Consider the following 22,330-nt stretch of genomic DNA (forward strand, 5'->3'; position numbering starts at 1 on the left):
ATCGCAGGCAATATCCTGCGATTTTGTTTTAGAATAGAGTCATTGTGTTATAGATCAGACTTATAAGACAGAGGAAAAAACCATGCAAACCGCACTGACCAACAGCCCTATCACCGTACTCGGCGCCGGTTCTTTCGGCACTGCCTTGGCGATTGCTTTTTCACGCAACGGTTATCCGACTTATCTCTGGGGTCATCACGCCGGACATCTGCAACGTTTGGCTGACGAGCGGCAAAACGGCGAATTTCTGCCGGAAATTATTTTTCCGGACTCGTTGGTTATCGAACCGAATTTGGGCAAGGCCATTGCCGCATCACGCGATATTCTGCTGGTCGTGCCGAGCCATGTTTTCGGTGATGTCATTGCGCAAATCAAACCGCTGCTGCGTGACGACAGTCGTCTGATCTGGGCGACCAAAGGGCTTGAAAGAGACAGCGGACGTTTATTGCAAGAAGTGGTAAAAGAACAACTCGGCAGCCGTTATCCGTTAGCCGTGTTATCCGGCCCGACCTTTGCCAAAGAATTGGCAAACGGAATGCCGACCGCCATTGCGTTGGCCTCAAACGACGAGCAATTTGCAAGTGAAGTACAAACCCGTATTCATTGCAGTAAACATTTCCGTGTTTATATCAATAACGATATGATCGGCGTACAACTGGGCGGCGCAGTGAAAAACGTGATTGCCATCGGCGCCGGTATTTCCGACGGTATGGGCTTCGGCGCCAATGCCCGAACCGCACTTATCACTCGCGGTATTGCTGAAATCACCCGCTTGGGCTTATCATTGGGCGCAGCGCCGGCAACGTTTATGGGAATGGCCGGTCTCGGTGATCTGGTGTTGACCTGTACCGATAACCAATCCCGCAACCGCCGTTTCGGTTTAATGCTCGGACAGGGTTTCGGTGCGCAACAGTCGTTAGACAATATCGGACAAGTGGTCGAAGGATTTTACAATACCAAGGAAACGCATTTACTGGCACAACGGCAAGGGATCGAAATGCCGATTACCGAACAGATTTACCAAGTGTTGTTCTGCGGTAAAGATGCCCGCGACGCAGCAATCGCATTGCTGGGACGCGAACGCAAAGAAGAATATACGAGAGCGTGATTATGACCGAAATATCTCCCCAAAAACTGCTTGATTTATGGCTCTCGATTCGGAATGAAGCCAAAGAACTGGTCGAAAACGAACCGATGCTGGCCAGCTTTTTTCATGCCACTATTTTGAAACATTACGACTTGGGGCTGGCACTGAGCTATATTTTGGCGAACAAGCTGTCCAATCCGATCATGCCGGCAATTGCGCTAAAAGAGATTATTGAAGAAGCCTACCAACAGCATCCGGATTTAATTTCCCATGCCGCCAGCGACCTATTGGCAGTACGGGAACGCGATCCGGCAGTCAATATGTTCTCGACTCCGTTACTGTATCTAAAAGGCTATCACGCCCTACAGAGCTACCGCATTACCCACTATTTGTGGAAAGTCGGTAGAAAGGCATTGGCGATTTACCTGCAAAACCAAATTTCCGTCGCCTTTGATGTCGATATTCACCCTGCCGCCCGCATCGGCAAAGGGATTATGCTCGATCACGCCACCGGCATTGTCGTGGGGGAAACCGCCGTCATCGAAGATGATGTCTCTATTCTGCAAGGCGTAACCTTGGGCGGGACCGGCAAAGAGTGCGGGGATCGCCACCCGAAAGTACGGGAGGGTGTGATGATCGGCGCCGGTGCGAAAATTTTGGGTAATATCGAAATCGGCCGTTTCGCCAAAATCGGCGCCGGCTCGGTGGTATTACAGCCCGTACCGGAATATGCCACCGCCGCCGGCGTACCGGCAAAAATCATCGCCCAACACCAACAAGCCAAACCGTCATTTGAAATGGATCAATATTTTGAAGACGATGAACAATTACAATATGAATTCAGGAATATTTAGCGGCAAAAAACGGAATGATCATTAATGTGGTGCGACCGAGGTAACGTTTTGCGTTTGTGCGATCACGGCATAAAATAACCCCGAGCAATCCTAGATTTTTTATCATCACTCGCCTTTCCGTTACAGTAAAAGACTATGTTAAAGTGCGGTATCATAACGAACACCGCACTTTAGCCGATTATCAAGATGTTGCCCGATGTCGGCAATTCAGCCATACCATCGCGCCGACAATAATCATGCCGGCTAAATCGGTCATATGCTCCGGTACGATCAACATCAAAGAACCGATTGCCAGAATCAATCGCTGCCAAGCGGCAAACGTCTGTTTAAAATAACCTTCCACTGCCGCCGACAAGCCCAATACGCCGACTGTTGCCGTGACAACCACGCTGACAATCACCCAAAGATCCGGCAACGGGAAACTGCGGGCGGTGACGGCGGCATCGGTCACATCAATCATCAACATATTCGGATTATACACAAACATAAACGGCACGATAAAACCGGCCAGAGCCAAGCGCAACGACTGCCAGCCCGTCTTCATCGGATCACCGCCGGCAATCCCTGCGCCGGCAAAGGCGGCAAGGGCGACCGGCGGTGTGATATTGGCAAAAATGCCGAAATAGAACACAAACATATGGGCAACCAGCACCGGCACGTCAAAGGTAGCCAATGCCGGCGCGGCCATGGTGGCGGTGATGATGTAAGCCGGAATGGACGGCAGCCCCATACCGAGAACCATAGAAGCCAACATGGTCAAAATCAGGGTTAATAACAGCGAGCCGGCGCCTAAAGTTACAATAGAAGAGGTCATCACCGTGCCGAAGCTGGTCAGGTTAACCACCCCGATGACAATACCGACCACCGCACACGCCGCCATTACCGGCAATGCCTGTCTGGCACCGTCTTCCAGTGCCGCCCAGATATCTTTGATGCCCATTCGGGTTTCTTTACGCAGCTGGCTGATCAACACCGTAATACCGATGGTATACGCCGCGGCATAACCAATCGGCACTGACTGTACCAAAAAACAGATCAGCGCCACAATCGGCAATAACATATGTCCCCGTGCTTTCATCACTTCTTTAAGTTGTGGCAACTGATGACGCGGAATGCCTTTCAAATTGCGCTTGCCGGCACGGAAATGCACTTGCGCAATCACGCCCAGATAGTACAAAATTGCCGGAAAAAGTGCGGCCAATGCAATCGTACCGTAACTCACGCCGGTGGTTTCCGCCATAATAAAGGCGCTGGCGCCCATAATCGGCGGTAAAATCTGCCCGCCGACAGAGGCGCTCGCCTCAACTGCGCCGGCAAAATTCTTGTGATAGCCGATTTTTTTCATCAGCGGGATAGTAAATGCGCCGGTACTCACCACATTGGCGACCGCAGCGCCATTGATACTGCCCATAAAGCCGCTGGAAATCACTGCAACTTTTGCCGGACCGCCCTGTTTGTCGCCGGCAATCGCCAACGCCAAATCATTAAACAACTGCCCCATGCCGGATTTGCCCAAAAAGGCACCGAACAGGATAAACAAGAAAATAAACGTCACCGAAGCCCCGGTAGCGGAGGAATAAATCCCCTCGGTTTTCAAATACAGTTGTCCGAAAATATCACCAATGTCATAAGGGCGGGTCAGTAACCTGTCCGGCATAAACCCCATCGAGCTGATAAACGGATAAACCAGAAACAGCAGGGCGAAAATCACCAACACCCAGCCGGTAATCCGTCGTGCCGCTTCCAGCACCACCAGCACCGTCACCATCGCCAGCACAATATCTTCACTATTCGGAATCCCGCCTCGGATCGTCATAATCGCCTGATATTGATAAATCAGATAGATTGCGCCGGCCACTGCTGCCGTCGCCCAAAGCCATTCGTACCACGCAATCCTATCCCGACGGCTGTTCCTGCCCGCAGGATAGAGCAAAAAAATCAGCGCACAACCGACCGCCACATGAATCGCCCGCTGCAACAATGTCGGCATCGGGTAAAAGGTGATATACAGATGAAACAGAGAATAAAAAACAGCAATCAGGCTGATCAGCCGTTTGCTCCAACCGCTCTTAAGCTGGCGCGTAACCGATTCACGGTCATATTTTTCCAAAATCTGCTGTTCTTTACTCTGCGCTTCCAGATCATTTAAAGTGTGTGGCAACCCTTGAGAATCCTGCTTCACTTGCCCATTCATGGCATGTTCTCCCCCATAAAAAAACAATCAATGCTGTCCGAGAAGCGGTTATCCGCACTTCGCTGTAGTCCGATACTAACCGATAAATCGGTATCGACTGTTGTTGTGCAGTCAGTTCACCCTGCATATTGGTCGATACCACCCAATTGATTTCCGCCAGTCGAATCCGTTGTCGATAGCCGATATAACCTTCCGGCGCCCGAACAGGCTCGCCCTGCGACGGCGTGCCTGCACCAAAAGTTTGCAGCCAAGTCTGTTCAAGCAGAAAGCCATTGCCTTCACGCCGATAATGTTCACGCCACAACTGATGCTCTACCGAATGACGCCAGCTCAGTTCAAACTCACGGCCATGCAGATAACACGGCTTATCATCGGCGGCCCGGACAACAACAACCTCAAGCGGAAACAAACAGGCAAGTGCGGTTAACATACCACCCGTAACTAAAACCGTCCTGCCTGTTAACTTCATGATAAGAAAATGATTTTATTTAGCATTGACTTCATCATAATATTTTTTTGCGCCCGGATGCAGTGGTGCAACCAGTCCCTGTTGGGCACTTTCAAGATTAATATCCTTAGCGGCCTGATGTGCGGTTTGTAAGCGCGGCAAACTGTCAAAAAACGTTTTGGTCAGCAGATAAACATCGTTTTCACTCAAGTCGGAGCGCACCGCCAGCGCATTTTTAATGGCCGCCGTCGGGATTGGATCGGCGTTGCCGTAAGTTCCCGCCGGGATTTCCATCGCATTGAAATACGGTTTATCTTTGGCAATTTCCGCAATGCCGTCCGCCGGAATACTGACGATTTGCAGATCAAAGCCTTGTTGCAATTCCATCAAAGAGGAATTCGGCAAACCGCTGGTCAGGAAAGCGGCGTCGATCGAACCGGATTTCAAGGCATCTGCCGCCTCGGCATAGCCTAAATAGTCGACATTGATATCGTTATAGGTAATACCGAACCCTTCCAATAAATTCCGCGCATTGACTTCAACACCGGAATTTTGCGCTCCGGTGGCAACCCGCCGCCCTTTCAGATCGGTAATGGTCTGAATACCGCTTCGTTTTGAAGTCACAATTTGGACATAGTTCGGATATAACGCCGCCACTTCGCTGACGGTCTCAATTTTATTCGGGAAATTGCCGACACCGTTAACCGCATCACTGAGTACATCACTCATCAAAAACGCCATTTCGACTTTTTTCTGATTGAGCAAATTAAGATTCTCGACCGAGGCACCGGTGGTTTGCGTTTTCGAATTGGTTTTCAAATCGTTGCTGTAAATCTCTGCCAGCGTGGTCGCAATAATATTATACGGTCCGGAAGCGCCGCCGGTCGCAATGGTGACGAATCGGCTTTGTATTGTTGCGCTTTCCGGCGCCACGGCTTCAGGCTCGGCAGATGAAACCGGTGCCGCCGTCGTACTTTTATCGTCACAACCGCCGAGCAAAACCGCCATGAATACCGCACTTACCGCCATTGCTGATGCTTTCATTTTTTTCATAATGCTCTCCTTTATGGAACAGATGGATAAATATGCCCGAATCGGACATTTCATTGAATAAAATCGCTCATTTCTGAAAAATCCTTCAACATTCTGAAAATATATCGTTAAATGACAATAATAGCTCTGCTATTTGCTGTCAATCTCTAAATTAGATTAAATCGACATTCCGCTTTATTTGAACCATAGAAAAAATGAGGGTATCCGTCGGTTTTGCTTTAATCCTCACTAAGGCTGTTATATCCTATCGTTACCGTTTGATATAAAAATATAAGGGACTTTATGCAATCATTTATCGGAAAATTTTTAAAACTGGAATCTTCCGGTGGCGTTATTCTGCTGGTAACTTCTGCTTTGGCGCTGATTTTCGCCAACAGTTTTTTATCTCCCTATTACTTTGAATTATTAAATACGCCGCTTGTCGTGCAGTTCGGCGAACAAGGCATCGCCAAACCGTTTTTATTATGGGTGAACGACGGTCTGATGGCCATCTTTTTTGTCTTGGTCGGGCTAGAGGTCAAGCGTGAAATTATTCTCGGCTCCCTCTCGACCTATCAGCAAGCCATTTTACCGGTCTTAGCGGCGATCGGCGGCATGGTCGTGCCGGCATTGGTATTCACCTTCTTCAACTATGGCGATCCGGTTGCTATGGAGGGCTGGGCGATTCCGATGGCGACCGATATCGCATTTGCGCTGGGCATTATGGCATTACTCGGCAAACGGGTTCCGTTACCGTTAAAAATTTTTTTATTGGCCTTGGCAATTATTGACGACTTGGGGGCGATTATTGTCATCGCGCTGTTCTTCGCCCACGGTTTGAGTATCGAAGCCATGATCGGCGCCGGATTGTCGATTCTGGTACTGATTATTATGAATAGAATGCGGATCAGCGCATTGTGCGCCTATTTGTTTGTCGGTATGGTGCTGTGGGTCTGCGTGCTGAAATCCGGCGTTCATGCCACACTGGCCGGTGTGATTCTCGGCTTCTCGGTGCCGATCACCGCCAAAGACGGCAGCAGCCCGTTAGAAAGTCTGGAACATACACTCAATCCTTGGTCTGCATTCTTTATTTTACCGATTTTCGCCTTTGCCAATGCCGGCGTACCGTTGGGGGGGGTCAATTTGGATACCTTAGGCGGCGCTTTGCCGCTGGGCATTATACTCGGATTACTCATCGGCAAACCGCTCGGCGTCTTCAGTTTCTGTTTTATTGCCGTCAAACTAAATCTTGCCCGACTGCCGTTACTGGTCAATCTGAAACACATTTTTGCTGTTTCGGTGCTGTGCGGTATCGGCTTTACCATGTCGATGTTCCTGTCGGGGCTGGCATTTGAAAATGCCGGTGAAAGCATCAACACGCTTTCCCGAATCGGCATTCTGTTAGGTTCGACTATTTCGGCAATATTGGGATTGCTCTTATTACGCGCCTCAACTTCAGCACCGGAACGTCATGCTTAACAAAGCAAAAGTGCGGTTTCATACCGCACTTTACCGCTGAAAACCGATCAGCGCCAAAAACAGCAGCCAAATTATCGCTCCCGAAACCACGGCGATGTTGAAAGCAATATGTTGCGTTTTATGTCGAAACCGCTTCATCGCCAAAGCGACACCGATGAATCCGCCGCCGATACAACACATCAATAACCGCTTTTCTGCTATACGCCATTGCTTTTTAACCGCACGCCGCTTGTCGATATACATCAAAAAATAAGCGGCGATATTTATCGCCGCCAGATAGAGTCCAACAAAAATCCAATCAAGCATAAACCGGGAATCGTTTACAGATAGCAATCGCTTTTTGTTTCACGTCTTCAATCACCGATGCATCTTCAATATTGTCCAACACATCACACATCCAGCCTGCCAACTCTTTCGCTTCCGCTTCTTTGAAACCACGGCGGGTAATCGCCGGTGTGCCGACTCGGATACCCGATGTGACGAACGGGCTTTTCGGATCATTCGGCACGGCATTTTTATTGACGGTAATATTGGCATTGCCCAATGCGGCATCGGCGGCTTTGCCGGTCAGCCCTTTATTGACCAGATCCACTAAGAACAGGTGATTTTCGGTACCGTTGGAAACAATGTTGAACCCACGCTGTTTGAACACTTCCACCATCGCCTGCGCGTTTTTCACCACTTGCTGCTGAAAAGTTTTGAATTCAGGTTCCATCGCCTCTTTAAAACAAACGGCTTTTGCCGCAATAACGTGTACCAATGGGCCGCCTTGACCGGCTGGGAATACTGCGCTATTCAGTTTTTTATACAGTTCTTCGTCACCACCTTTCACCAAAATCAAACCGCCCCGTGGGCCTGCTAGCGTTTTGTGAGTAGTCGTGGTAACAACATGTGCATGCTCCATCGGACTTGGGTAAACGCCTGCGGCAATCAAACCGGCAACATGCGCCATGTCGACAAACAGATACGCCCCGACTTCATCGGCGATTTCACGCATTTTTTTCCAGTCGACCACTTGGGAATAAGCGGAAAAACCGCCGACGATCATTTTCGGTTTCACCCGCAACGCCTGCTCACGCAACGCGACATAATCGATCAACCCTTCATCGGTGATACCGTATTGCTCCGCATGGTAAATTTTACCGGAGAAACTGACCGTTGCGCCGTGAGTCAAGTGTCCGCCGTGTGCCAAACTCATGCCCAAAATCGTATCGCCCGGATTCAACAACGCCATATAGACGGCGGCATTGGCCTGTGACCCCGAATGCGGCTGCACGTTAGCATAATCGGCACCAAACAATTCTTTTGCACGATCAATCGCCAACTGCTCAATGATATCCACATATTCACAACCACCGTAATAGCGTTTACCCGGATAGCCTTCGGCATATTTGTTGGTCAACTGCGAACCTTGCGCTTCCATCACGCGCGGGCTGGCATAGTTCTCAGAAGCGATCAATTCAATATGTTCGTCCTGACGACGATCTTCGTCTTTAATCGCCTGCCATAACACCGGATCATAATCAGCGATATTCATATCACGTCTTAACATTGCTCAATTCCTCTTTTTGGGTTGGTCACTCGGATAGATAATTACCGAATAAGTCTAAGGCTTTTTCGCCGTTCTATACAGTCTTTTTTTGTTAAATCCGTATCGTTAATTTCATAGTCGGTATGAAAATTATTTGAATCCGCCGCGCATCAATCAGGCGGCGAATCCGATTATTTGCCTTGCTCTCTCGCTACCGCACGATAACCGATATCACGGCGATAAAAACGCCCTTGCCATTGCAGCTGTTCCGCCAGCTGTAGCGCCTGTTGTTGTGCCTCGGCAACGCTGTCGCCAAGTGCGGTTACGCACAGCACACGGCCGCCACTCGTGACCAACTGACCATTTTTCTGTTCCACGCCGGCCAAAAATACTTTTTGCCCCGACTGTTCGGTTGAAGGAATGCCGTTGATGACATCGCCTTGACGATAATCGCCCGGATAACCCTCCGCCGCCAGTACGATTCCCAACGCCGCTTGCGCACACCATTCCGACCGCACTTGATCCAGTTTGCCGTCACATGCGGCAAGGCAAAGTTCAACCAAATCCGATTGCAGACGCATCATAATCGGCTGCGTTTCCGGATCACCGAAACGGCAGTTAAATTCAATCACTTTCGGCTGCCCGTCCGGCATAATCATCAGCCCCGCATACAGAAAACCGGTATACACGTTGCCTTCCGCCGCCATGCCGTTCACGGTTGGATAAATCACCTCTTGCATAATGCGTTGATGAATTTCCGCTGTCACGACCGGAGCCGGTGAATAAGCGCCCATGCCGCCGGTGTTCAAACCGCTGTCGTTTTCACCTACCCGTTTGTGATCCTGACTGGTCGCCATCGGTTCGACATGTTTGCCGTCCGCCATTACGATAAAACTGGCTTCTTCACCGTCCAAAAACTCTTCAATCACAATTCGATGTCCGGCATCACCGAAGGCATTGCCTGCCAGCATATCCTTGACCGCACTTTCCGCTTCTTCCAATGTCATGGCGACAATCACCCCCTTGCCTGCGGCAAGGCCGTCGGCTTTAATCACGATCGGCGCGCCTTTTTGTTGCAAGTAAGCTAATGCCGGTTCCACTTCGGTGAAGTTTTGGTATTCGGCAGTCGGAATTTGATGACGTGCCAGAAAGTCTTTGGTAAAGGCTTTTGACCCTTCCAATTGTGCGGCAGCCTGTGTCGGACCGAAAATTTTCAGACCGGCGGCGCGGAAAGCGTCCACCACGCCTATCACCAATGGCGCTTCGGGGCCGACAATCGTCAAGCCGATTTCATTTTTTTGTGCAAATTCAACCAAAGCCGCCAGATCGGTCGCGGCAATACTGACATTTTCTACATTTGCTTCAAGTGCGGTACCGGCATTACCCGGCGCAACAAAAACCTTATCTGCCTGCGGTGATTGCGCAACTTTCCATGCCAAGGCGTGTTCACGCCCGCCGTTGCCGATAATTAAAATATTCATGTATTGGGGTTCCTTAAATCGAGTGATAACTACGGGAAACAAAAAGTGCGGTTCGCAAACCGCACTTTGAACATTAATGTCTGAAATGACGCATGTTGGTCAGCACCATGGTCATGCCGTGCTCGTCGGCGGCATCAATCACTTCCTGATCACGCATCGATCCGCCGGGGTGAATCACACAGCTCACGCCGGCGGCAGCGGCGGCGTCAATGCCGTCACGGAACGGGAAGAACGCATCAGACGCCATCACCGTGCCTTTTACCTCCAGCCCTTCATCGGCGGCTTTAATACCGGCAATTTTAGCGGAATAGACACGGCTCATCTGACCGGCACCGATACCGATAGTCTGATTATTTTTAGCGTAAACAATCGCATTCGATTTGACATATTTCGCCACTTTCCAGCAAAACAGCAGATCGCGCAGTTCCGTTTCTGTCGGTTGGCGTTTGCTCACCACTTGCAAATCGTCTAAACCGACCATGCCCAAATCGCAATCCTGCACCAACAAGCCGCCGTTCACTCGTTTGAAATCCAAGTGCGGTTGGCGCTCGTGCCATTCGCCGCATTGCAATACACGTACGTTCTTTTTGCTTTTTAATACGCTCTTAGCCTCTTCTGACACTGTTGGCGCAATAATCACTTCGACAAATTGGCGTTCAATGATGGCTTTTGCGGTTTCTGCATCTAAAGTGCGGTTAAACGCAATAATCCCCCCGAAAGCGGAAGTCGGATCGGTCTGATAAGCACGATGATAGGCTTGCAAAATGTCTTCGCCCAATGCAACACCGCACGGGTTGGCATGTTTTACGATCACACACGCAGGCTGACTGAATTCTTTTACACACTCCAAAGCAGCATCGGTATCGGCAATATTATTATAAGATAAGGCTTTGCCTTGTAGCTGCTCTGCGGTTGCAACACTGGCTTCTTTCAATTCATTTTCTACGTAAAATGCCGCATTTTGGTGGCTGTTTTCACCATAGCGCATGGTTTGTTTACGGGTGAAATTCAGATTTAAGGTGCGTGGGAACTGACCGCACGGCCGGGTAATATCCTCTTCTTCCGCACCTTGATAAGGCGGCACTAATTGTCCGAAATAGTTGGCGATCATGCCGTCGTATTGCGCAGTATGCTCAAAAGCTTTGATTGCCAAATTGAAACGAGTTGCTAACGTCAATGAATTTTGGTTTTGATCCATTTCCGCCAGAATTTGCGGAAAATCGGCATTATTGACCACAATCGCGACATCTTTGTGATTTTTCGCAGCAGAACGCACCATTGTCGGGCCGCCGATGTCGATATTCTCTACCGCCTCTTCCAGCGTGCAATCCGGTTTTGCGACGGTTTGCGCAAACGGATACAGATTCACGACCACCATATCAATCGCCTGAATACCGTGAATGGTCATGACCGCATCGTCCACGCCGCGGCGTCCTAAAATGCCGCCGTGTACTTTCGGGTGCAGTGTTTTCACCCGCCCGTCCATCATTTCCGGAAATTGGGTATATTGCGACACTTCGGTTACCGTCAATCCGGCATCAGCAAGCAGTTTCGCCGTACCGCCGGTTGAAAGCAGCTTCACCCCGCGTTTGACGAGACCTTGGGCAAACTCTACAATCCCGTTTTTATCAGATACACTTAACAAGGCTTGGCGAATAGGGCGATTCGATTGCATGGTTGTTTCCTTTACAGATTGGTTGAGTGGATAAAATTCGAGCTGGAATTATAGCCCAGATCTTGACACTTCTGTAGTAGAAAACAGGAATTATTCGGTATCCGCCACGATTTTCAGTTTCAGGTGCAAAAAACGACTTACAGTTGACTTGCGCCGGCCAAACCAAGCATACCGAGCAACAACGGTGAGGTAAATAAGCCTACCAAGGTTAAAATCCAGGCTAAAACACTGACACCGATTCCCGCCATATTTTTATTTTTTACCGCAATGACCGTTGCAAAAACAGCCACCAATGCCGCAAGCGGAACAAAAACAATACCTAAAAACAAAATACCCAATACTGCCAAAACGCACGCAATAATGCCGGCAATAACGCCTGAATTCGCTGTTTTTTCACTCATATGTGACCTCCTTTAATTTATTTTATTTTTGCACCTGAAACAGGTTCAAATATAGACTAAACCTAAAATAGGTGCAATGAAAAAATTTCGCACGTCTATACACACAACGCAGCAATTATGGTTAAGGGAACGTTTTATCGAACAACGTAAAACGCTCGGCTTATCACAGCGGAGCTTGGCTGAAAAACTGAATGTGATTTATTCATTGATCGGGAAAGTTGAAACCGGTGATCGCAGACTGGACGTATTTGAGTTTATCGAATACTGTCAAGCGCTGGAATTGGATCCAGTCAAATTAGTACAACAACTTGAAGCGTTGCAAAAACAGCCATAAAAAAACCTGCCCGGCATTCCCCGAACAGGCTTTATCACGATCAGCCGACACTATTTTTTAGTGATTTTGTTGTCCAACGCCAACGCGCCCGGGCCGGCAAAGACAAAATACAGAAAGACCAGCGAATACAGCGCCGCCAGCTCGCCTTGATTCAACAACGGCATTAAAATATTTCCTGCCGCACCGTGCACCACAAAATAGGCAAACGCCATCTGACCGGACAGCAAAAATGCGATCGGACGGGTAAACAAGCCCAGTGCCAGTAAAACGGCACCGCCGATTTCCAGCACGCCGGCCAAACCGTATTGTGAAAACAGTGCTACGCCACCGTTGCCGCCCGTCATCGACAACGGATACTCGAAGAATTTCGCCGTGCCGTGCCAGAAAAACATATAGGCCGCCACAATTCGCAACAGTGCCAAAGCATACGGGGAATATTGGTTTAATTTGTTCATCATTTTCTCTCTATCTATAATGTTAAATTGGAAATAAAACAGGGTGTAAACAGTGCATTCATTATAGTTTCCGCACGTTGCGGAACAAGTCAGAAAAAAGAAAGATATTCTTAACTCACAGGAAATGATCAACATGTTATCCTGACAGGGTTTAATCCGTTTAAGCGAGGAAAAAACGGCGTGGCTGTATTTATGTATTGCGATTGTCGCCGAAGTCATTGCAACGTCGATGCTGAAACTGTCAAATGAATTTACTCGTGTCGTACCGAGTATCATGGTGATAGCGGGATATGGCGTGGCTTTTTACTTTCTGGCATTAACCCTGCGTACGATGCCTATCGGTATAGCGTATGCGATATGGTCCGGGATAGGAATTTTTTTGATCACAGCCATTGGCCGGATTTTTTATCAGCAGAAACTGGATTGGGCGGCCATTATCGGGATTACGCTGATTGTCAGCGGCGTGGTGGTCACGAATCTGTTTTCAAAAGTGATGTCGCATTCATAGCACAAAGTGCGGTTCAACCGCACTTTGCTGTAATTTATTCGCCGTAAGTACAAAAATATGCGGTTTCCACCGCCACTTTCAAATCAAACGATTGGTTAGCTTCCACCGTAAACGTCTCGCCGGCTGCAAAAATTTGCCAATCGTCACTTCCCGGTAATCTGACCGTTAACGCCCCGCTGATCACCGTCATAGTTTCAAACTGACTGGTGCCGAATGTATATTCACCGACCGCCATCACACCGACGGTTGCCGGTAATGTTTCGGTCTGTAAACCGATTGACGCCACTTTGCCGTCGAAATATTGGTTGATTTGTAACATATTGCTTTCCTTTTGATCAATAACCTAAGGCTAGCATTTTAGGTGAAAACGCCAATAAAATGCAATCGGCTTTTATTGTGATGCAAAGTGCGGTTTCAAACCGCACTTCAGCGCCTCAGCCGACCTTCACACACGTCATGTCGAGCGAGCCGCCGACAAAATCGGTATTGAAAATCGCTAATGGTTCTTCATCATTACGCAAAGCAAGAATATACAGCAATGGCAGATAATGTTCTGCGGTTGGAATCGCTTTCCGCACTTCAGCTCCCAATGTATGATAATTTGCCAGTGTGTCTAAATCGCCTAAATGAATCAGATCCAATAATGTTCGCTGTGCCGTTTGCGCCCAGTCGTAACCGAATAGCTGATCAGCACGTTGCCAATCCAGTAAACGCAAGTTATGGATCAGGTTACCACTGCCTAAAATCAAAATTCCCTGCTTACGTAGCGGTTTCAGTTGTTTTGCTAACTCAATATGCTGTTGCATACTCAATTCTGCGCCCAAACTCAGCTGTACTACCGGAATATCGGCTTCAGGATACATTTTTGACAACACCACCCAAGTGCCGTGATCCAAGCCCTGTTCTGAATCCAACGTAATCTGCGGATTGCCGATCAGCGTTTTCACCTGTTCTGCCAATTGCGGCTCGCCCTTTGCCGGATACCGCACTTGGTATAATTCCTGCGGAAAACCATAAAAATCATAGATTAATTCAGGATTAAGCGCTGCCGTCTCTGCCACTTGTTCGGAAATCCAATGGGCCGAAATAACTAAAACAGCGTTTGGCTTCGGTATCCGTTGCGCAGCCTGCCGCCATTGCGGGGTAAACGGATTATCTTCAATCGCCAACATCGGCGAGCCGTGTCCGATAAAAATCGCCGGCATTTTGCTGTTCATATAAACTCCTTGGTCTGAATCGATATCAAGCAGTATAAGAACCAACAAAGAGGAAATAAAGTGCGGTTTTATTGATGGATAGTTTCTTAAAAAGAAAAAAACCTTACCGGACATGCCGATAAGGTTTAATGCAATACGCTATTTTAATCGCTACACATCATAGGTGGTTGATGCCGTGTCTCCGCCTTTGCCCGTCCAGTTAGTGTGGAAGAAGCGACCGCGCGGTTGATCGATACGCTCATAGGTGTGCGCACCGAAATAATCACGCTGCGCTTGCAGCAGATTCGCCGGCAAACGGGCGCTGGTGTAGCCGTCCAAGAAGGTCACCGCTGACGCCATGCACGGCATCGGTAAACCGATTTCGATCGATTTTGCTACCACTTTGCGCCATTCCGGTAATGCACTTTGCAAAATCGCATGGAAATAACTGTCGGCACCCAAAAATTGTAAATCCGGATTTTTGGCATAAGCATCACGGATATTGCCTAAGAATGCGCTGCGGATAATACAGCCTTCACGCCATAAAAGTGCGGTATTACCGTAATTCAGATCCCAGTTATTGACTTCGGAGGCTTCCCGAATCAACATAAAGCCTTGTGCATAAGAGATGATTTTAGACGCCAGCAATGCTTTACGCACCGCTTCAATCCATTGCGCTTTATCGCCGTCTACTTTGCCGATTTGCTTGTTGAACAAGGCGGCATTTTCCGCACGCTGTTCCTTGAATGCGGAAACGCAACGGGCAAATACCGCTTCACTGATTAAGGTCAACGGAATGCCCAAATCCAACGCATTGATTCCCGTCCATTTGCCCGTGCCTTTTTGTCCGGCGGTATCCAGAATTTTTTCTACCAACGGCTCGCCGTTTTCATCACGGTAACCCAAAATATCGGCGGTGATCTCAATCAAATAACTGTCCAGTTCGGTTTTATTCCATTCGGTAAACACGCTGTGCAATTCGTCATAACTTAAGCCCAAACCTTCTTTTAAGAACTGGTAGGCTTCACAAATCAGCTGCATATCGCCGTATTCGATGCCGTTATGCACCATTTTCACAAAATGGCCTGCGCCCTCTTTGCCGACCCAGTCACAACACGGTTCGCCGTCTTTGGTTTTGGCGGAAATGGCTTGCAGGATCGGCTTCACAAACGGCCACGCCGCTTCATTGCCGCCCGGCATAATCGAAGGCCCGAAACGGGCGCCTTCCTCACCGCCGGAAACACCGGCGCCGATAAAACGAATGCCTTTTTCAGCCAGTGCTTTCACACGGCGATTGGTGTCGGGATAGTTGGAGTTGCCGCCGTCAATGATGATGTCGCCCTCTTCCAGATACGGCAACAGATTGTCGATAAATTGATCGACAACTTGCCCCGCACGCACCATCAGCATCACTTTGCGCGGTTTTTCCAGCTTGTCCGCCAAATCTTGCAACGAATAAGCGCCGATAATATTGCTGCCTTTGGCGGCGCCTTGCAAAAATTCGTCCACTTTACTGGTGGTACGATTGTACGCCACGACCTTAAACCCGTGATCATTCATATTCAGAATCAGGTTTTGTCCCATTACCGCCAACCCGATTACCCCAATATCACCTTTCATTCCGTTTTCCTTTTATCTGATTGCTGAAATTAAATTATTGCAGTTGTGACGCCGCATCGGCATCCAAATACCATTCCGTCCGTCCGTGTTCGGATTTGACTCTCGCCGCAGGGTACGGCAGGTCAACCTCGCCCGCCTGTTGAATTTCGTGCAATAAATCCGCCTTGCTGGCACCGGTCACTAAATAGGTCACCCGTTTGGCATGTTTAATCAAATAAGCTGATTTGGACACCCGTAACTGTTGGTTTTGCGGATTTTTCGCTACAATCGCCAAACACGGGCTGTTGAAATCGACCTGTAACGGGAATAACGATGCCGTATGGCCGTCGGTTCCCATGCCCAGAATGATCCAGTCAAATGCCGGCACGCCGTCACCGTCTGTCGGCACAAGTGCGGTCATTTCCTCGGCAAAACGGGCGGCTTCGGTTTCCGGTTCGTCTTCGCCGCGAATACGATGGATATTTTGCGCCGGAATGGCGATATGATCAAACAGCAAGCGCTGAACTTCGCCGTAGTTGCTCTCTTCATTGTCAGGCGCAACGCAGCGTTCATCGCCCCACCAGAAATGCAGATTCCGCCAGTTGATTTTATCGGCATAATCTTCCGCCAGTGTTTTGAACAATAATTTCGGCGTACTGCCGCCGGACAGCGAAATATGCACCGGCTCGGCTTGTTGACTATAGGTGACAAACTCTTCCGCTATCTTTTCTACCGCACTTTGTGCGTCTGCAAACTTAATATACTTCATGCTATAACTCACAATATTCTGTATTCGTTAAATTCTTACACGGGAAACGCCAGCTGCGGTTTTTGGATTCCATCATAAAATCTGCTTCCTGCGGCCCCCAAGTGCCGCTGGCGTATCCATAAAGTTTCGGATTATTGGCTTTATAATCCAAAATCGGTTGGACAAACTTCCAACAGGCTCGCACTGCATCACTGCGGGAAAACAAGGTTGCGTCTCCCAGCAGCGAATCCAGTAACAAACGTTCATAAGCATCGAGAATATTCGTATCGGTCAAATCCTGATAGTGAAAATCCATCGAAACTTCTTTGGCCTGAAATCCGGAACCCGGATTTTTCAGACCGAAACTCATCACAATCCCCTCATTCGGCTGAATGCGGATAATCAGTTTATTTTCAGGCGCATTGGCATTAAAGACCGGATGCGGCGTTTTCTTGAAGTGTATCACCACTTCGGTCACCCGTGTCGGCAAGCGCTTGCCGGTGCGGATATAAAACGGCACGCCGCTCCAGCGCCAGTTGTCGATTTTCAGTTTCAACGCCATATAGGTTTCAGTACGTGATTGCGGATCAACGCCTTTCTCTTCACGGTAGCCGTTTTGGTATTCGCCGCGCACTTTAGCGCCGGTATATTGCCCCAGCACCAAGTATTTTTCCAAATCTTCTTCACTCAGCGGGTGCAGGCTTTGCAGCACTTTCACCACTTCGTTACGCATAGCATCGGCATCGATCACTGCAGGCGATTCCATCGCAATCATCGCCAGCACCTGCAACAGGTGGTTCTGGAACATATCGCGCATCGCACCCGAACCGTCATAATAGCCGCCGCGCTCTTCCACCCCCAACGCTTCGGCACCGGTGATTTCCACATAGTCGATATAATTACGGTTCCATAACGGTTCGAACAGCCCGTTGGAAAAACGCAACACCAAAATATTTTGTACCGTTTCTTTGCCTAAATAGTGGTCAATACGATAAATTTGCGATTCGTCGAAATCTTCGTGCAGTTTTTTATCCAGGCTGATTGCCGAAGCCAGATCGTAACCGAACGGTTTTTCTACCACCAACCGTTTCCAACCGTGGTTTTGATGGTTTAATCCGTGCGCCGCCAAATAGGCGGGAATCAGCGGATAGAGGCTCGGCGGGGTCGAGAGATAAAATAGTGCGTTGCCTTGCGTATGATGCGTTTTTTCAAATTCGTCCAACCGCACTTTGACTTTGGCATAATCGTCTACATCGGCGGTATCAATCGCCTGATAGTAAACATGGGAGAAGAACTCACGCATCTCGCTTTTGTCGATTTTCTCGCTTTTGCTTAAAATCTCACTCAGTTTTTCCCTGAATTGTTCGTCGCTGTATTCGGTGCGGCTGACCCCCAACACGGCAAAATCGTCCGCCAAACGGCCGTTTTTAAACAGGTGATAGAGTGCAGGAATCAATTTTCGGTGGGTTAAGTCGCCAGAAGCGCCAAAAATCACAAGGCTGTTGTTGTCCGGTTTTTTCATTTTTCTTATTCCCTCAGGTTAGCTACCCTTTCTATCAACAATCGGTTCAGTCTAATAACATCAATTCTCAACGTCAATCGCTTATTTTATTTCAATCATCTATTATTTTGATAGCTATTGAAAACGGATGACCTTCTGCCATGGAAACGCCGCATTGCCCAGCATGATGAAATCGGGATTAATCAGACTCTCCCGTTGGTTATAGCGCAACGGATTGCCTTGCAAATCGATAATCTTGCCGCCGGTTTCTCGTAAAAGGCATTCCACCGCCGCCGTATCCCATTCGCCGGTTTTTCCGAGACGGATATAACAGTCGCAACGCCCTTCGGCAACCAGCGCACCTTTCAACCCGCTGGAGCCGTAGCGGATAAGGTGATATTGAAAACCGTCGCGAAACCGCTGCAATACTTGTTCCTGCCCGATGTTTTTTCCGACGGCAATCCGAATCACATCATCAGTCGGCGGCTGCGTGCGTAAACGGGTGATGACACCATTTTGCTGTTTGTAGGCGCCGCTGTTCTCCATGGCATAAAATGCCAATCGAGGCACCGGAGAATAGACAATGCCCAGAGTCGGTTTGTTATCCTGCATCAGGGCGATCAGGACTGAAAACTGATCGGTTTTCTCTAGAAATTGCTGAGTGCCGTCCAATGGGTCGACCAACCAATATTGCTCCCAACGGCTGCGTTCGGCAAAATCGATTTGTCCGCTCTCCTCCGACAACACCGGAATTCCGGGCGTCAGTGCCTGTAATTCGTCCACCAAAAAATGGCTGACTGCCAAATCCGCCGCCGTGACCGGCGTATTGTCCTGTTTCAATTCACTGTCTATGTCACGGTAATAAAAGGTCAATAGTTTCTCGCCCGCTCTTTTGGCAATTGAAAGTGCGGCATGCAGCAATTCATTGGTTAACACAATTCGGTTCATAGCAATACACCCGCCGCACGCGCCGACAAATGATCCCGCAACAGGTAAAGTGCGGTCAAATTGCGGGCTTCACAAAAATCGTCCTGCTGCAATAAGCGCTCAAGCTGCTGTATCGGATAGCGCACTATTTCCAGCGGCTCAGGCTCATCGCCCTGCAAACGAGACGGGGAGAGTTCTTCCGCCAGAAAAATATGCATCGGGTTATGCATAAAGCCCGGCGACGTGATTACGGTTCTCAGTAACGTCAGCTTCCCCGCCCGAAAGCCAATCTCTTCCTGTAACTCGCGATTGGCACTCTGTTCGGGCGTTTCCCCGTTGTCCATCAATCCTTTAACAAACCCCAGCTCATAACGCTCGGTTCCCACCGCATATTCATTGACCAGCAACAGATTTTCCCGTTCAAGCGCCACCACCATAACGGCACAACGGTTGCTCGGCGTGAAACGTTCAAAAATACGCTGTTCGCCGTTGGAAAACGCCAGTTCAACCGCCTGAATTTCAAAAATACGGGATTTTGCCGCCACCGACACTGATAAAATCTCAGGTTTTTGGGGATTTTTACGCATCGCACCTCCGAGGGAAATTCGCTACAAATCGGGACAACAATAGCATATAATCGCTGCTTATGACCAGATTTTAATCTTGCCGATTCCCACTGCGGGTCGACATAAAAACACAGGGGAAACATCATCAAAATGCTTGACTGGGACACGATCGACACCGTGCTGTTCGACTTGGACGGTACACTGATTGATCTGCGGCTGGACGCTTGTTTTTGGAAAGAAATCGTGCCGCAAGCCTATGCCGAAAAAAATGCTGTCAGCCCGACACAAAGCCGGCAGAAATTGAAACGGCTTTATCATGAAGTCGAACACAGTATGCAGTGGTATGACATTGATCATTGGGCGGATACGCTGAATTTACCGATTCGGGATATGCAACGGGCACATGCCGTCAACACGCAAGTGCGGTCGGGCGTTTATTCGCTGTTAACAACGCTGAAAAGCATGGATAAAAGGCTGATGATATTGACCGATTCCCACCCGTTCAGCCTACAAGTCAAAATGGAAAATTGCGATTTAGCGCCTCATTTCGATCATCTGATTTCGTCACACGAATTTCAGCAACCGAAAATGAATAGCACACTTTGGACGGCGCTATATCGGGATTATCAGATTGATCCGAACCGCACTTTGTTGCTTGACGATATTGAAGCCGTGCTGGATCAGGCGAAGCAAAACCGACTGGCTTATACAATCGGCATTGAAAATCCCGACTCGCGTTTACCGCCGAAATCCTTTCAACGCCATCACAGTATTGATGATTTTCACCGCTTATTGGAGCAAGCCGATGACAACGGATAATTTGCAAGTGCGGTTAGACAAATGGCTGTGGGCGGCACGGTTTTACAAAACCCGTTCGATCGCCCATGAAATGATTGACGGCGGGAAAGTACATTACAACGGACAACGCAGCAAGCCGAGTAAAATCGTCGAAATCGGCGCCATGCTGAAACTGCGTCAAGGCAGCGATGAAAAAGAAGTGGAAATTATCGCCCTGTCCGATAAACGCGGCGGCGCAGCGCAAGCGCAAGCCCTTTACCGTGAAACCGAGCAGAGCATGAAAAAACGCGAACAAACCGCACTGGCGCGTAAAGCCAATGCGTTGTCGATGCCGAACCCCGAACGGCGCCCGAACAAAAAAGAGCGGCGGGATTTGATCAAATTCAAGCATCAAGAATAACCGCACTTGCCCTGCCCTTGCAATTACCGGTTTACGCCCATATATAGCCGACAATCCTAACGAATAAACAACGGAAATCCTATGACTGAAAAACACTATACCCAAGATAACGACACCCTGCACCGCTACCTGTTCAGCCAAAGAGCGGTGCGCGGCGAATGGGTGCGGCTGAACCGCACTTTCGAAGAAACGCTAAATACTCACCATTACCCGAAAGCCGTACAAAATTTGCTTGGCGAAATGCTGGTGGCAACCAGCCTGCTGACCGCAACCCTGAAATTTGAAGGCAATATTACGGTGCAGATTCAAGGCGACGGCCCGTTAAAACTGGCGCTGGTCAACGGTGACAACCAACTGCAATTGCGTGCGCTGGCACGAGTTGAAGGCGAGATCGCCGACAACAGCACTCTGCAACAGATGATCGGCAAAGCGGTGCTGGTCATTTCCATTAACCCGACACAGGGCGAACGCTATCAAGGCATTGTCGAATTGAGCAAAGCGACCATCAGCGAATGTTTACAGGATTATTTCGAGCGCTCCGAACAGCTGAAAACCGCACTGGTGATTAAAACCGGTGAATTTGACGGCAAACCGGTCGCCGGCGGTCTGTTATTGCAAATTATGCCTGACGGCACCGGCTCAGAGGACGACTTACAGCATTTACAGCTGTTGACCGACACCGTAAAAGCAGAGGAACTGTTCGGCTTACCTGCCGAAGCGTTGTTATATCGCCTGTATCACGAAGAAACGGTAGAACTGTTTTCGCCGGTAAACGCTACATTCCACTGCGGCTGCTCCCATCAACGTTCCGGAACCGCACTTTTGTTGTTGGACGATGCCGAAATCGATGAAATTTTAGCCGAACACAACGGCAGTATCGATATGCAATGCGAATGTTGCGGCACGCACTACTTTTTCAATAAGCAGGCGATCGAGCAGCTTAAACAAAATACGAACCAACCCTAAACAATTCCTTAACAGCAATTTATAACTCTCTTAAAAAGCGCGTTCGAAAAAAGCGCGCTTTCGCGCTTTTTCTGACAAGCATGTTGAATAGTTTGATCCAGCTAACATTTTTCTTATCGGTTTTCTTCTACAATAGCTTCGGATTTCAAT

Annotated in this window: 24 protein-coding genes; 8 read left to right on the forward strand and 16 right to left on the reverse strand. The window is 48.8% G+C overall.

The genetic code is table 11. The features are described 5' to 3' along the window. Window positions 1-82 precede the first annotated feature (82 nt). Window positions 83-1,108 (forward strand): NAD(P)H-dependent glycerol-3-phosphate dehydrogenase, encoded by a 1,026-nt coding sequence (gene gpsA / locus OA57_RS05660; RefSeq protein WP_034614714.1) that lies wholly within the window; start codon window positions 83-85, stop codon window positions 1,106-1,108. Between the two features lie 2 nt (window positions 1,109-1,110). Further along, window positions 1,111-1,941, forward strand: coding sequence for a serine O-acetyltransferase (cysE, locus tag OA57_RS05665; protein ID WP_084589879.1), 831 nt, complete (start codon window positions 1,111-1,113; stop codon window positions 1,939-1,941). A 181-nt stretch (window positions 1,942-2,122) separates the two neighbouring features. Here the strand turns inward: cysE and OA57_RS05670 are convergent, their stop codons facing one another. The 3 genes from OA57_RS05670 to OA57_RS05680 are packed head-to-tail and all read right to left on the reverse strand — an operon-like array spanning window position 2,123 to window position 5,636. Beyond that, window positions 2,123-4,135, reverse strand: a complete 2,013-nt coding sequence (locus OA57_RS05670) for a TRAP transporter permease (RefSeq protein WP_084589880.1) — start codon at window positions 4,133-4,135, stop codon at window positions 2,123-2,125. After that, window positions 4,083-4,565, reverse strand: coding sequence for a DUF1850 domain-containing protein (locus tag OA57_RS05675; protein WP_235424640.1), 483 nt, complete (start codon window positions 4,563-4,565; stop codon window positions 4,083-4,085). Before OA57_RS05675 ends, OA57_RS05670 begins: the two co-directional genes overlap by 53 nt. A gap of 54 nt (window positions 4,566-4,619) precedes the next feature. Continuing rightward, window positions 4,620-5,636, reverse strand: coding sequence for a TAXI family TRAP transporter solute-binding subunit (locus OA57_RS05680; RefSeq protein WP_034614720.1), 1,017 nt, complete (start codon window positions 5,634-5,636; stop codon window positions 4,620-4,622). 282 nt (window positions 5,637-5,918) lie between these two features. On the opposite strand from OA57_RS05680, the gene nhaA reads away from it, so the two are divergent. Then, window positions 5,919-7,094 (forward strand): Na+/H+ antiporter NhaA, encoded by a 1,176-nt coding sequence (nhaA, locus tag OA57_RS05685; RefSeq protein ID WP_034614723.1) that lies wholly within the window; start codon window positions 5,919-5,921, stop codon window positions 7,092-7,094. Window positions 7,095-7,124: 30 nt separating this feature from the next. On the opposite strand, the gene OA57_RS05690 is transcribed toward nhaA, so the two are convergent. The 5 genes from OA57_RS05690 to OA57_RS05710 all read right to left on the reverse strand — a co-directional run bounded on the left by OA57_RS05690 (window position 7,125) and on the right by OA57_RS05710 (window position 12,182). Then, window positions 7,125-7,400 (reverse strand): DUF1294 domain-containing protein, encoded by a 276-nt coding sequence (locus OA57_RS05690; protein ID WP_034614725.1) that lies wholly within the window; start codon window positions 7,398-7,400, stop codon window positions 7,125-7,127. Then, entirely contained in the window at window positions 7,393-8,646 is a 1,254-nt protein-coding gene (glyA, locus tag OA57_RS05695; protein ID WP_034614729.1) for a serine hydroxymethyltransferase, read from the reverse strand. Before glyA ends, OA57_RS05690 begins: the two co-directional genes overlap by 8 nt. Before the next feature lie 170 nt (window positions 8,647-8,816). Further along, complete coding sequence (purD, locus tag OA57_RS05700) at window positions 8,817-10,106, reverse strand: phosphoribosylamine--glycine ligase (RefSeq protein ID WP_034614733.1); 1,290 nt, start codon at window positions 10,104-10,106, stop codon at window positions 8,817-8,819. 73 nt (window positions 10,107-10,179) lie between these two features. Continuing rightward, window positions 10,180-11,781 carry a bifunctional phosphoribosylaminoimidazolecarboxamide formyltransferase/IMP cyclohydrolase gene (purH, locus tag OA57_RS05705; protein ID WP_034614736.1) on the reverse strand — a complete coding sequence of 534 codons (1,602 nt, stop codon included), beginning with the start codon at window positions 11,779-11,781 and terminating at the stop codon, window positions 10,180-10,182. 137 nt (window positions 11,782-11,918) lie between these two features. Then, window positions 11,919-12,182, reverse strand: coding sequence for a hypothetical protein (locus OA57_RS05710; protein ID WP_034614739.1), 264 nt, complete (start codon window positions 12,180-12,182; stop codon window positions 11,919-11,921). A 76-nt stretch (window positions 12,183-12,258) separates the two neighbouring features. On the opposite strand from OA57_RS05710, the gene OA57_RS05715 reads away from it, so the two are divergent. Next, on the forward strand, window positions 12,259-12,516 hold the full coding sequence (locus OA57_RS05715) for a helix-turn-helix domain-containing protein (RefSeq protein ID WP_034614742.1): 258 nt from the start codon (window positions 12,259-12,261) through the stop codon (window positions 12,514-12,516). A gap of 50 nt (window positions 12,517-12,566) precedes the next feature. Here the strand turns inward: OA57_RS05715 and OA57_RS05720 are convergent, their stop codons facing one another. After that, entirely contained in the window at window positions 12,567-12,971 is a 405-nt protein-coding gene (locus OA57_RS05720) for a DoxX family protein (protein WP_407637077.1), read from the reverse strand. Between the two features lie 154 nt (window positions 12,972-13,125). On the opposite strand from OA57_RS05720, the gene OA57_RS05725 reads away from it, so the two are divergent. After that, entirely contained in the window at window positions 13,126-13,479 is a 354-nt protein-coding gene (locus OA57_RS05725) for a DMT family transporter (protein ID WP_034614747.1), read from the forward strand. A 34-nt stretch (window positions 13,480-13,513) separates the two neighbouring features. Here the strand turns inward: OA57_RS05725 and ppnP are convergent, their stop codons facing one another. The 7 genes from ppnP to nudE all read right to left on the reverse strand — a co-directional run bounded on the left by ppnP (window position 13,514) and on the right by nudE (window position 20,037). Continuing rightward, entirely contained in the window at window positions 13,514-13,798 is a 285-nt protein-coding gene (gene ppnP / locus OA57_RS05730) for a pyrimidine/purine nucleoside phosphorylase (protein WP_034614748.1), read from the reverse strand. Between the two features lie 115 nt (window positions 13,799-13,913). Next, window positions 13,914-14,696 (reverse strand): 4,5-DOPA-extradiol-dioxygenase, encoded by a 783-nt coding sequence (gene ygiD, locus OA57_RS05735; protein WP_034614749.1) that lies wholly within the window; start codon window positions 14,694-14,696, stop codon window positions 13,914-13,916. A gap of 150 nt (window positions 14,697-14,846) precedes the next feature. Beyond that, window positions 14,847-16,295 carry a decarboxylating NADP(+)-dependent phosphogluconate dehydrogenase gene (gnd, locus tag OA57_RS05740; protein ID WP_034614750.1) on the reverse strand — a complete coding sequence of 483 codons (1,449 nt, stop codon included), beginning with the start codon at window positions 16,293-16,295 and terminating at the stop codon, window positions 14,847-14,849. Between the two features lie 34 nt (window positions 16,296-16,329). After that, the gene (gene pgl / locus OA57_RS05745; RefSeq protein ID WP_034614752.1) at window positions 16,330-17,043 is read right to left on the reverse strand and encodes a 6-phosphogluconolactonase; all 714 of its coding nucleotides are present in this window, start codon (window positions 17,041-17,043) and stop codon (window positions 16,330-16,332) included. Window position 17,044: 1 nt separating this feature from the next. Then, complete coding sequence (gene zwf / locus OA57_RS05750; RefSeq protein ID WP_034614755.1) at window positions 17,045-18,544, reverse strand: glucose-6-phosphate dehydrogenase; 1,500 nt, start codon at window positions 18,542-18,544, stop codon at window positions 17,045-17,047. A 114-nt stretch (window positions 18,545-18,658) separates the two neighbouring features. Further along, the gene (gene cysQ, locus OA57_RS05755; RefSeq protein ID WP_034614757.1) at window positions 18,659-19,471 is read right to left on the reverse strand and encodes a 3'(2'),5'-bisphosphate nucleotidase CysQ; all 813 of its coding nucleotides are present in this window, start codon (window positions 19,469-19,471) and stop codon (window positions 18,659-18,661) included. Continuing rightward, the gene (gene nudE / locus OA57_RS05760) at window positions 19,468-20,037 is read right to left on the reverse strand and encodes an ADP compounds hydrolase NudE (protein WP_034614760.1); all 570 of its coding nucleotides are present in this window, start codon (window positions 20,035-20,037) and stop codon (window positions 19,468-19,470) included. The genes cysQ and nudE overlap by 4 nt, the downstream gene beginning before the upstream one ends. Before the next feature lie 129 nt (window positions 20,038-20,166). Between nudE and yrfG the strand changes: the two genes are divergently transcribed. The 3 genes from yrfG to hslO all read left to right on the forward strand — a co-directional run bounded on the left by yrfG (window position 20,167) and on the right by hslO (window position 22,180). Then, complete coding sequence (yrfG, locus tag OA57_RS05765; RefSeq protein WP_034614763.1) at window positions 20,167-20,835, forward strand: GMP/IMP nucleotidase; 669 nt, start codon at window positions 20,167-20,169, stop codon at window positions 20,833-20,835. Then, window positions 20,822-21,214: a ribosome-associated heat shock protein Hsp15 gene (gene hslR, locus OA57_RS05770; protein ID WP_034614765.1), complete on the forward strand. Its 393-nt coding sequence runs from the start codon at window positions 20,822-20,824 to the stop codon at window positions 21,212-21,214. The genes yrfG and hslR overlap by 14 nt, the downstream gene beginning before the upstream one ends. Before the next feature lie 81 nt (window positions 21,215-21,295). Beyond that, window positions 21,296-22,180, forward strand: a complete 885-nt coding sequence (gene hslO, locus OA57_RS05775) for an Hsp33 family molecular chaperone HslO (protein WP_034614769.1) — start codon at window positions 21,296-21,298, stop codon at window positions 22,178-22,180. The last annotated feature ends 150 nt before the right edge of the window (window positions 22,181-22,330 follow it).

Source organism: Chelonobacter oris (assembly GCF_000772535.1).
GTDB lineage: Bacteria > Pseudomonadota > Gammaproteobacteria > Enterobacterales > Pasteurellaceae > Chelonobacter > Chelonobacter oris.

Bases quoted from the DNA above. Each gene is read 5' to 3' on its own strand.
- gpsA (WP_034614714.1), top strand. From the start codon at position 83: ATGCAAACCGCACTGACCAACAGCCCTATCACCGTACTCGGCGCCGGT.
- cysE (WP_084589879.1), top strand. From the start codon at position 1,111: ATGACCGAAATATCTCCCCAAAAACTGCTTGATTTATGGCTCTCGATT.
- OA57_RS05670 (WP_084589880.1), bottom strand. From the start codon at position 4,135: ATGAATGGGCAAGTGAAGCAGGATTCTCAAGGGTTGCCACACACTTTA.
- OA57_RS05675 (WP_235424640.1), bottom strand. From the start codon at position 4,565: ATGTTAACCGCACTTGCCTGTTTGTTTCCGCTTGAGGTTGTTGTTGTC.
- OA57_RS05680 (WP_034614720.1), bottom strand. From the start codon at position 5,636: ATGAAAAAAATGAAAGCATCAGCAATGGCGGTAAGTGCGGTATTCATG.
- nhaA (WP_034614723.1), top strand. From the start codon at position 5,919: ATGCAATCATTTATCGGAAAATTTTTAAAACTGGAATCTTCCGGTGGC.
- OA57_RS05690 (WP_034614725.1), bottom strand. From the start codon at position 7,400: ATGCTTGATTGGATTTTTGTTGGACTCTATCTGGCGGCGATAAATATC.
- glyA (WP_034614729.1), bottom strand. From the start codon at position 8,646: ATGTTAAGACGTGATATGAATATCGCTGATTATGATCCGGTGTTATGG.
- purD (WP_034614733.1), bottom strand. From the start codon at position 10,106: ATGAATATTTTAATTATCGGCAACGGCGGGCGTGAACACGCCTTGGCA.
- purH (WP_034614736.1), bottom strand. From the start codon at position 11,781: ATGCAATCGAATCGCCCTATTCGCCAAGCCTTGTTAAGTGTATCTGAT.
- OA57_RS05710 (WP_034614739.1), bottom strand. From the start codon at position 12,182: ATGAGTGAAAAAACAGCGAATTCAGGCGTTATTGCCGGCATTATTGCG.
- OA57_RS05715 (WP_034614742.1), top strand. From the start codon at position 12,259: ATGAAAAAATTTCGCACGTCTATACACACAACGCAGCAATTATGGTTA.
- OA57_RS05720 (WP_407637077.1), bottom strand. From the start codon at position 12,971: ATGAACAAATTAAACCAATATTCCCCGTATGCTTTGGCACTGTTGCGA.
- ppnP (WP_034614748.1), bottom strand. From the start codon at position 13,798: ATGTTACAAATCAACCAATATTTCGACGGCAAAGTGGCGTCAATCGGT.
- ygiD (WP_034614749.1), bottom strand. From the start codon at position 14,696: ATGAACAGCAAAATGCCGGCGATTTTTATCGGACACGGCTCGCCGATG.
- gnd (WP_034614750.1), bottom strand. From the start codon at position 16,295: ATGAAAGGTGATATTGGGGTAATCGGGTTGGCGGTAATGGGACAAAAC.
- pgl (WP_034614752.1), bottom strand. From the start codon at position 17,043: ATGAAGTATATTAAGTTTGCAGACGCACAAAGTGCGGTAGAAAAGATA.
- zwf (WP_034614755.1), bottom strand. From the start codon at position 18,544: ATGAAAAAACCGGACAACAACAGCCTTGTGATTTTTGGCGCTTCTGGC.
- cysQ (WP_034614757.1), bottom strand. From the start codon at position 19,471: ATGAACCGAATTGTGTTAACCAATGAATTGCTGCATGCCGCACTTTCA.
- nudE (WP_034614760.1), bottom strand. From the start codon at position 20,037: ATGCGTAAAAATCCCCAAAAACCTGAGATTTTATCAGTGTCGGTGGCG.
- yrfG (WP_034614763.1), top strand. From the start codon at position 20,167: ATGCTTGACTGGGACACGATCGACACCGTGCTGTTCGACTTGGACGGT.
- hslR (WP_034614765.1), top strand. From the start codon at position 20,822: ATGACAACGGATAATTTGCAAGTGCGGTTAGACAAATGGCTGTGGGCG.
- hslO (WP_034614769.1), top strand. From the start codon at position 21,296: ATGACTGAAAAACACTATACCCAAGATAACGACACCCTGCACCGCTAC.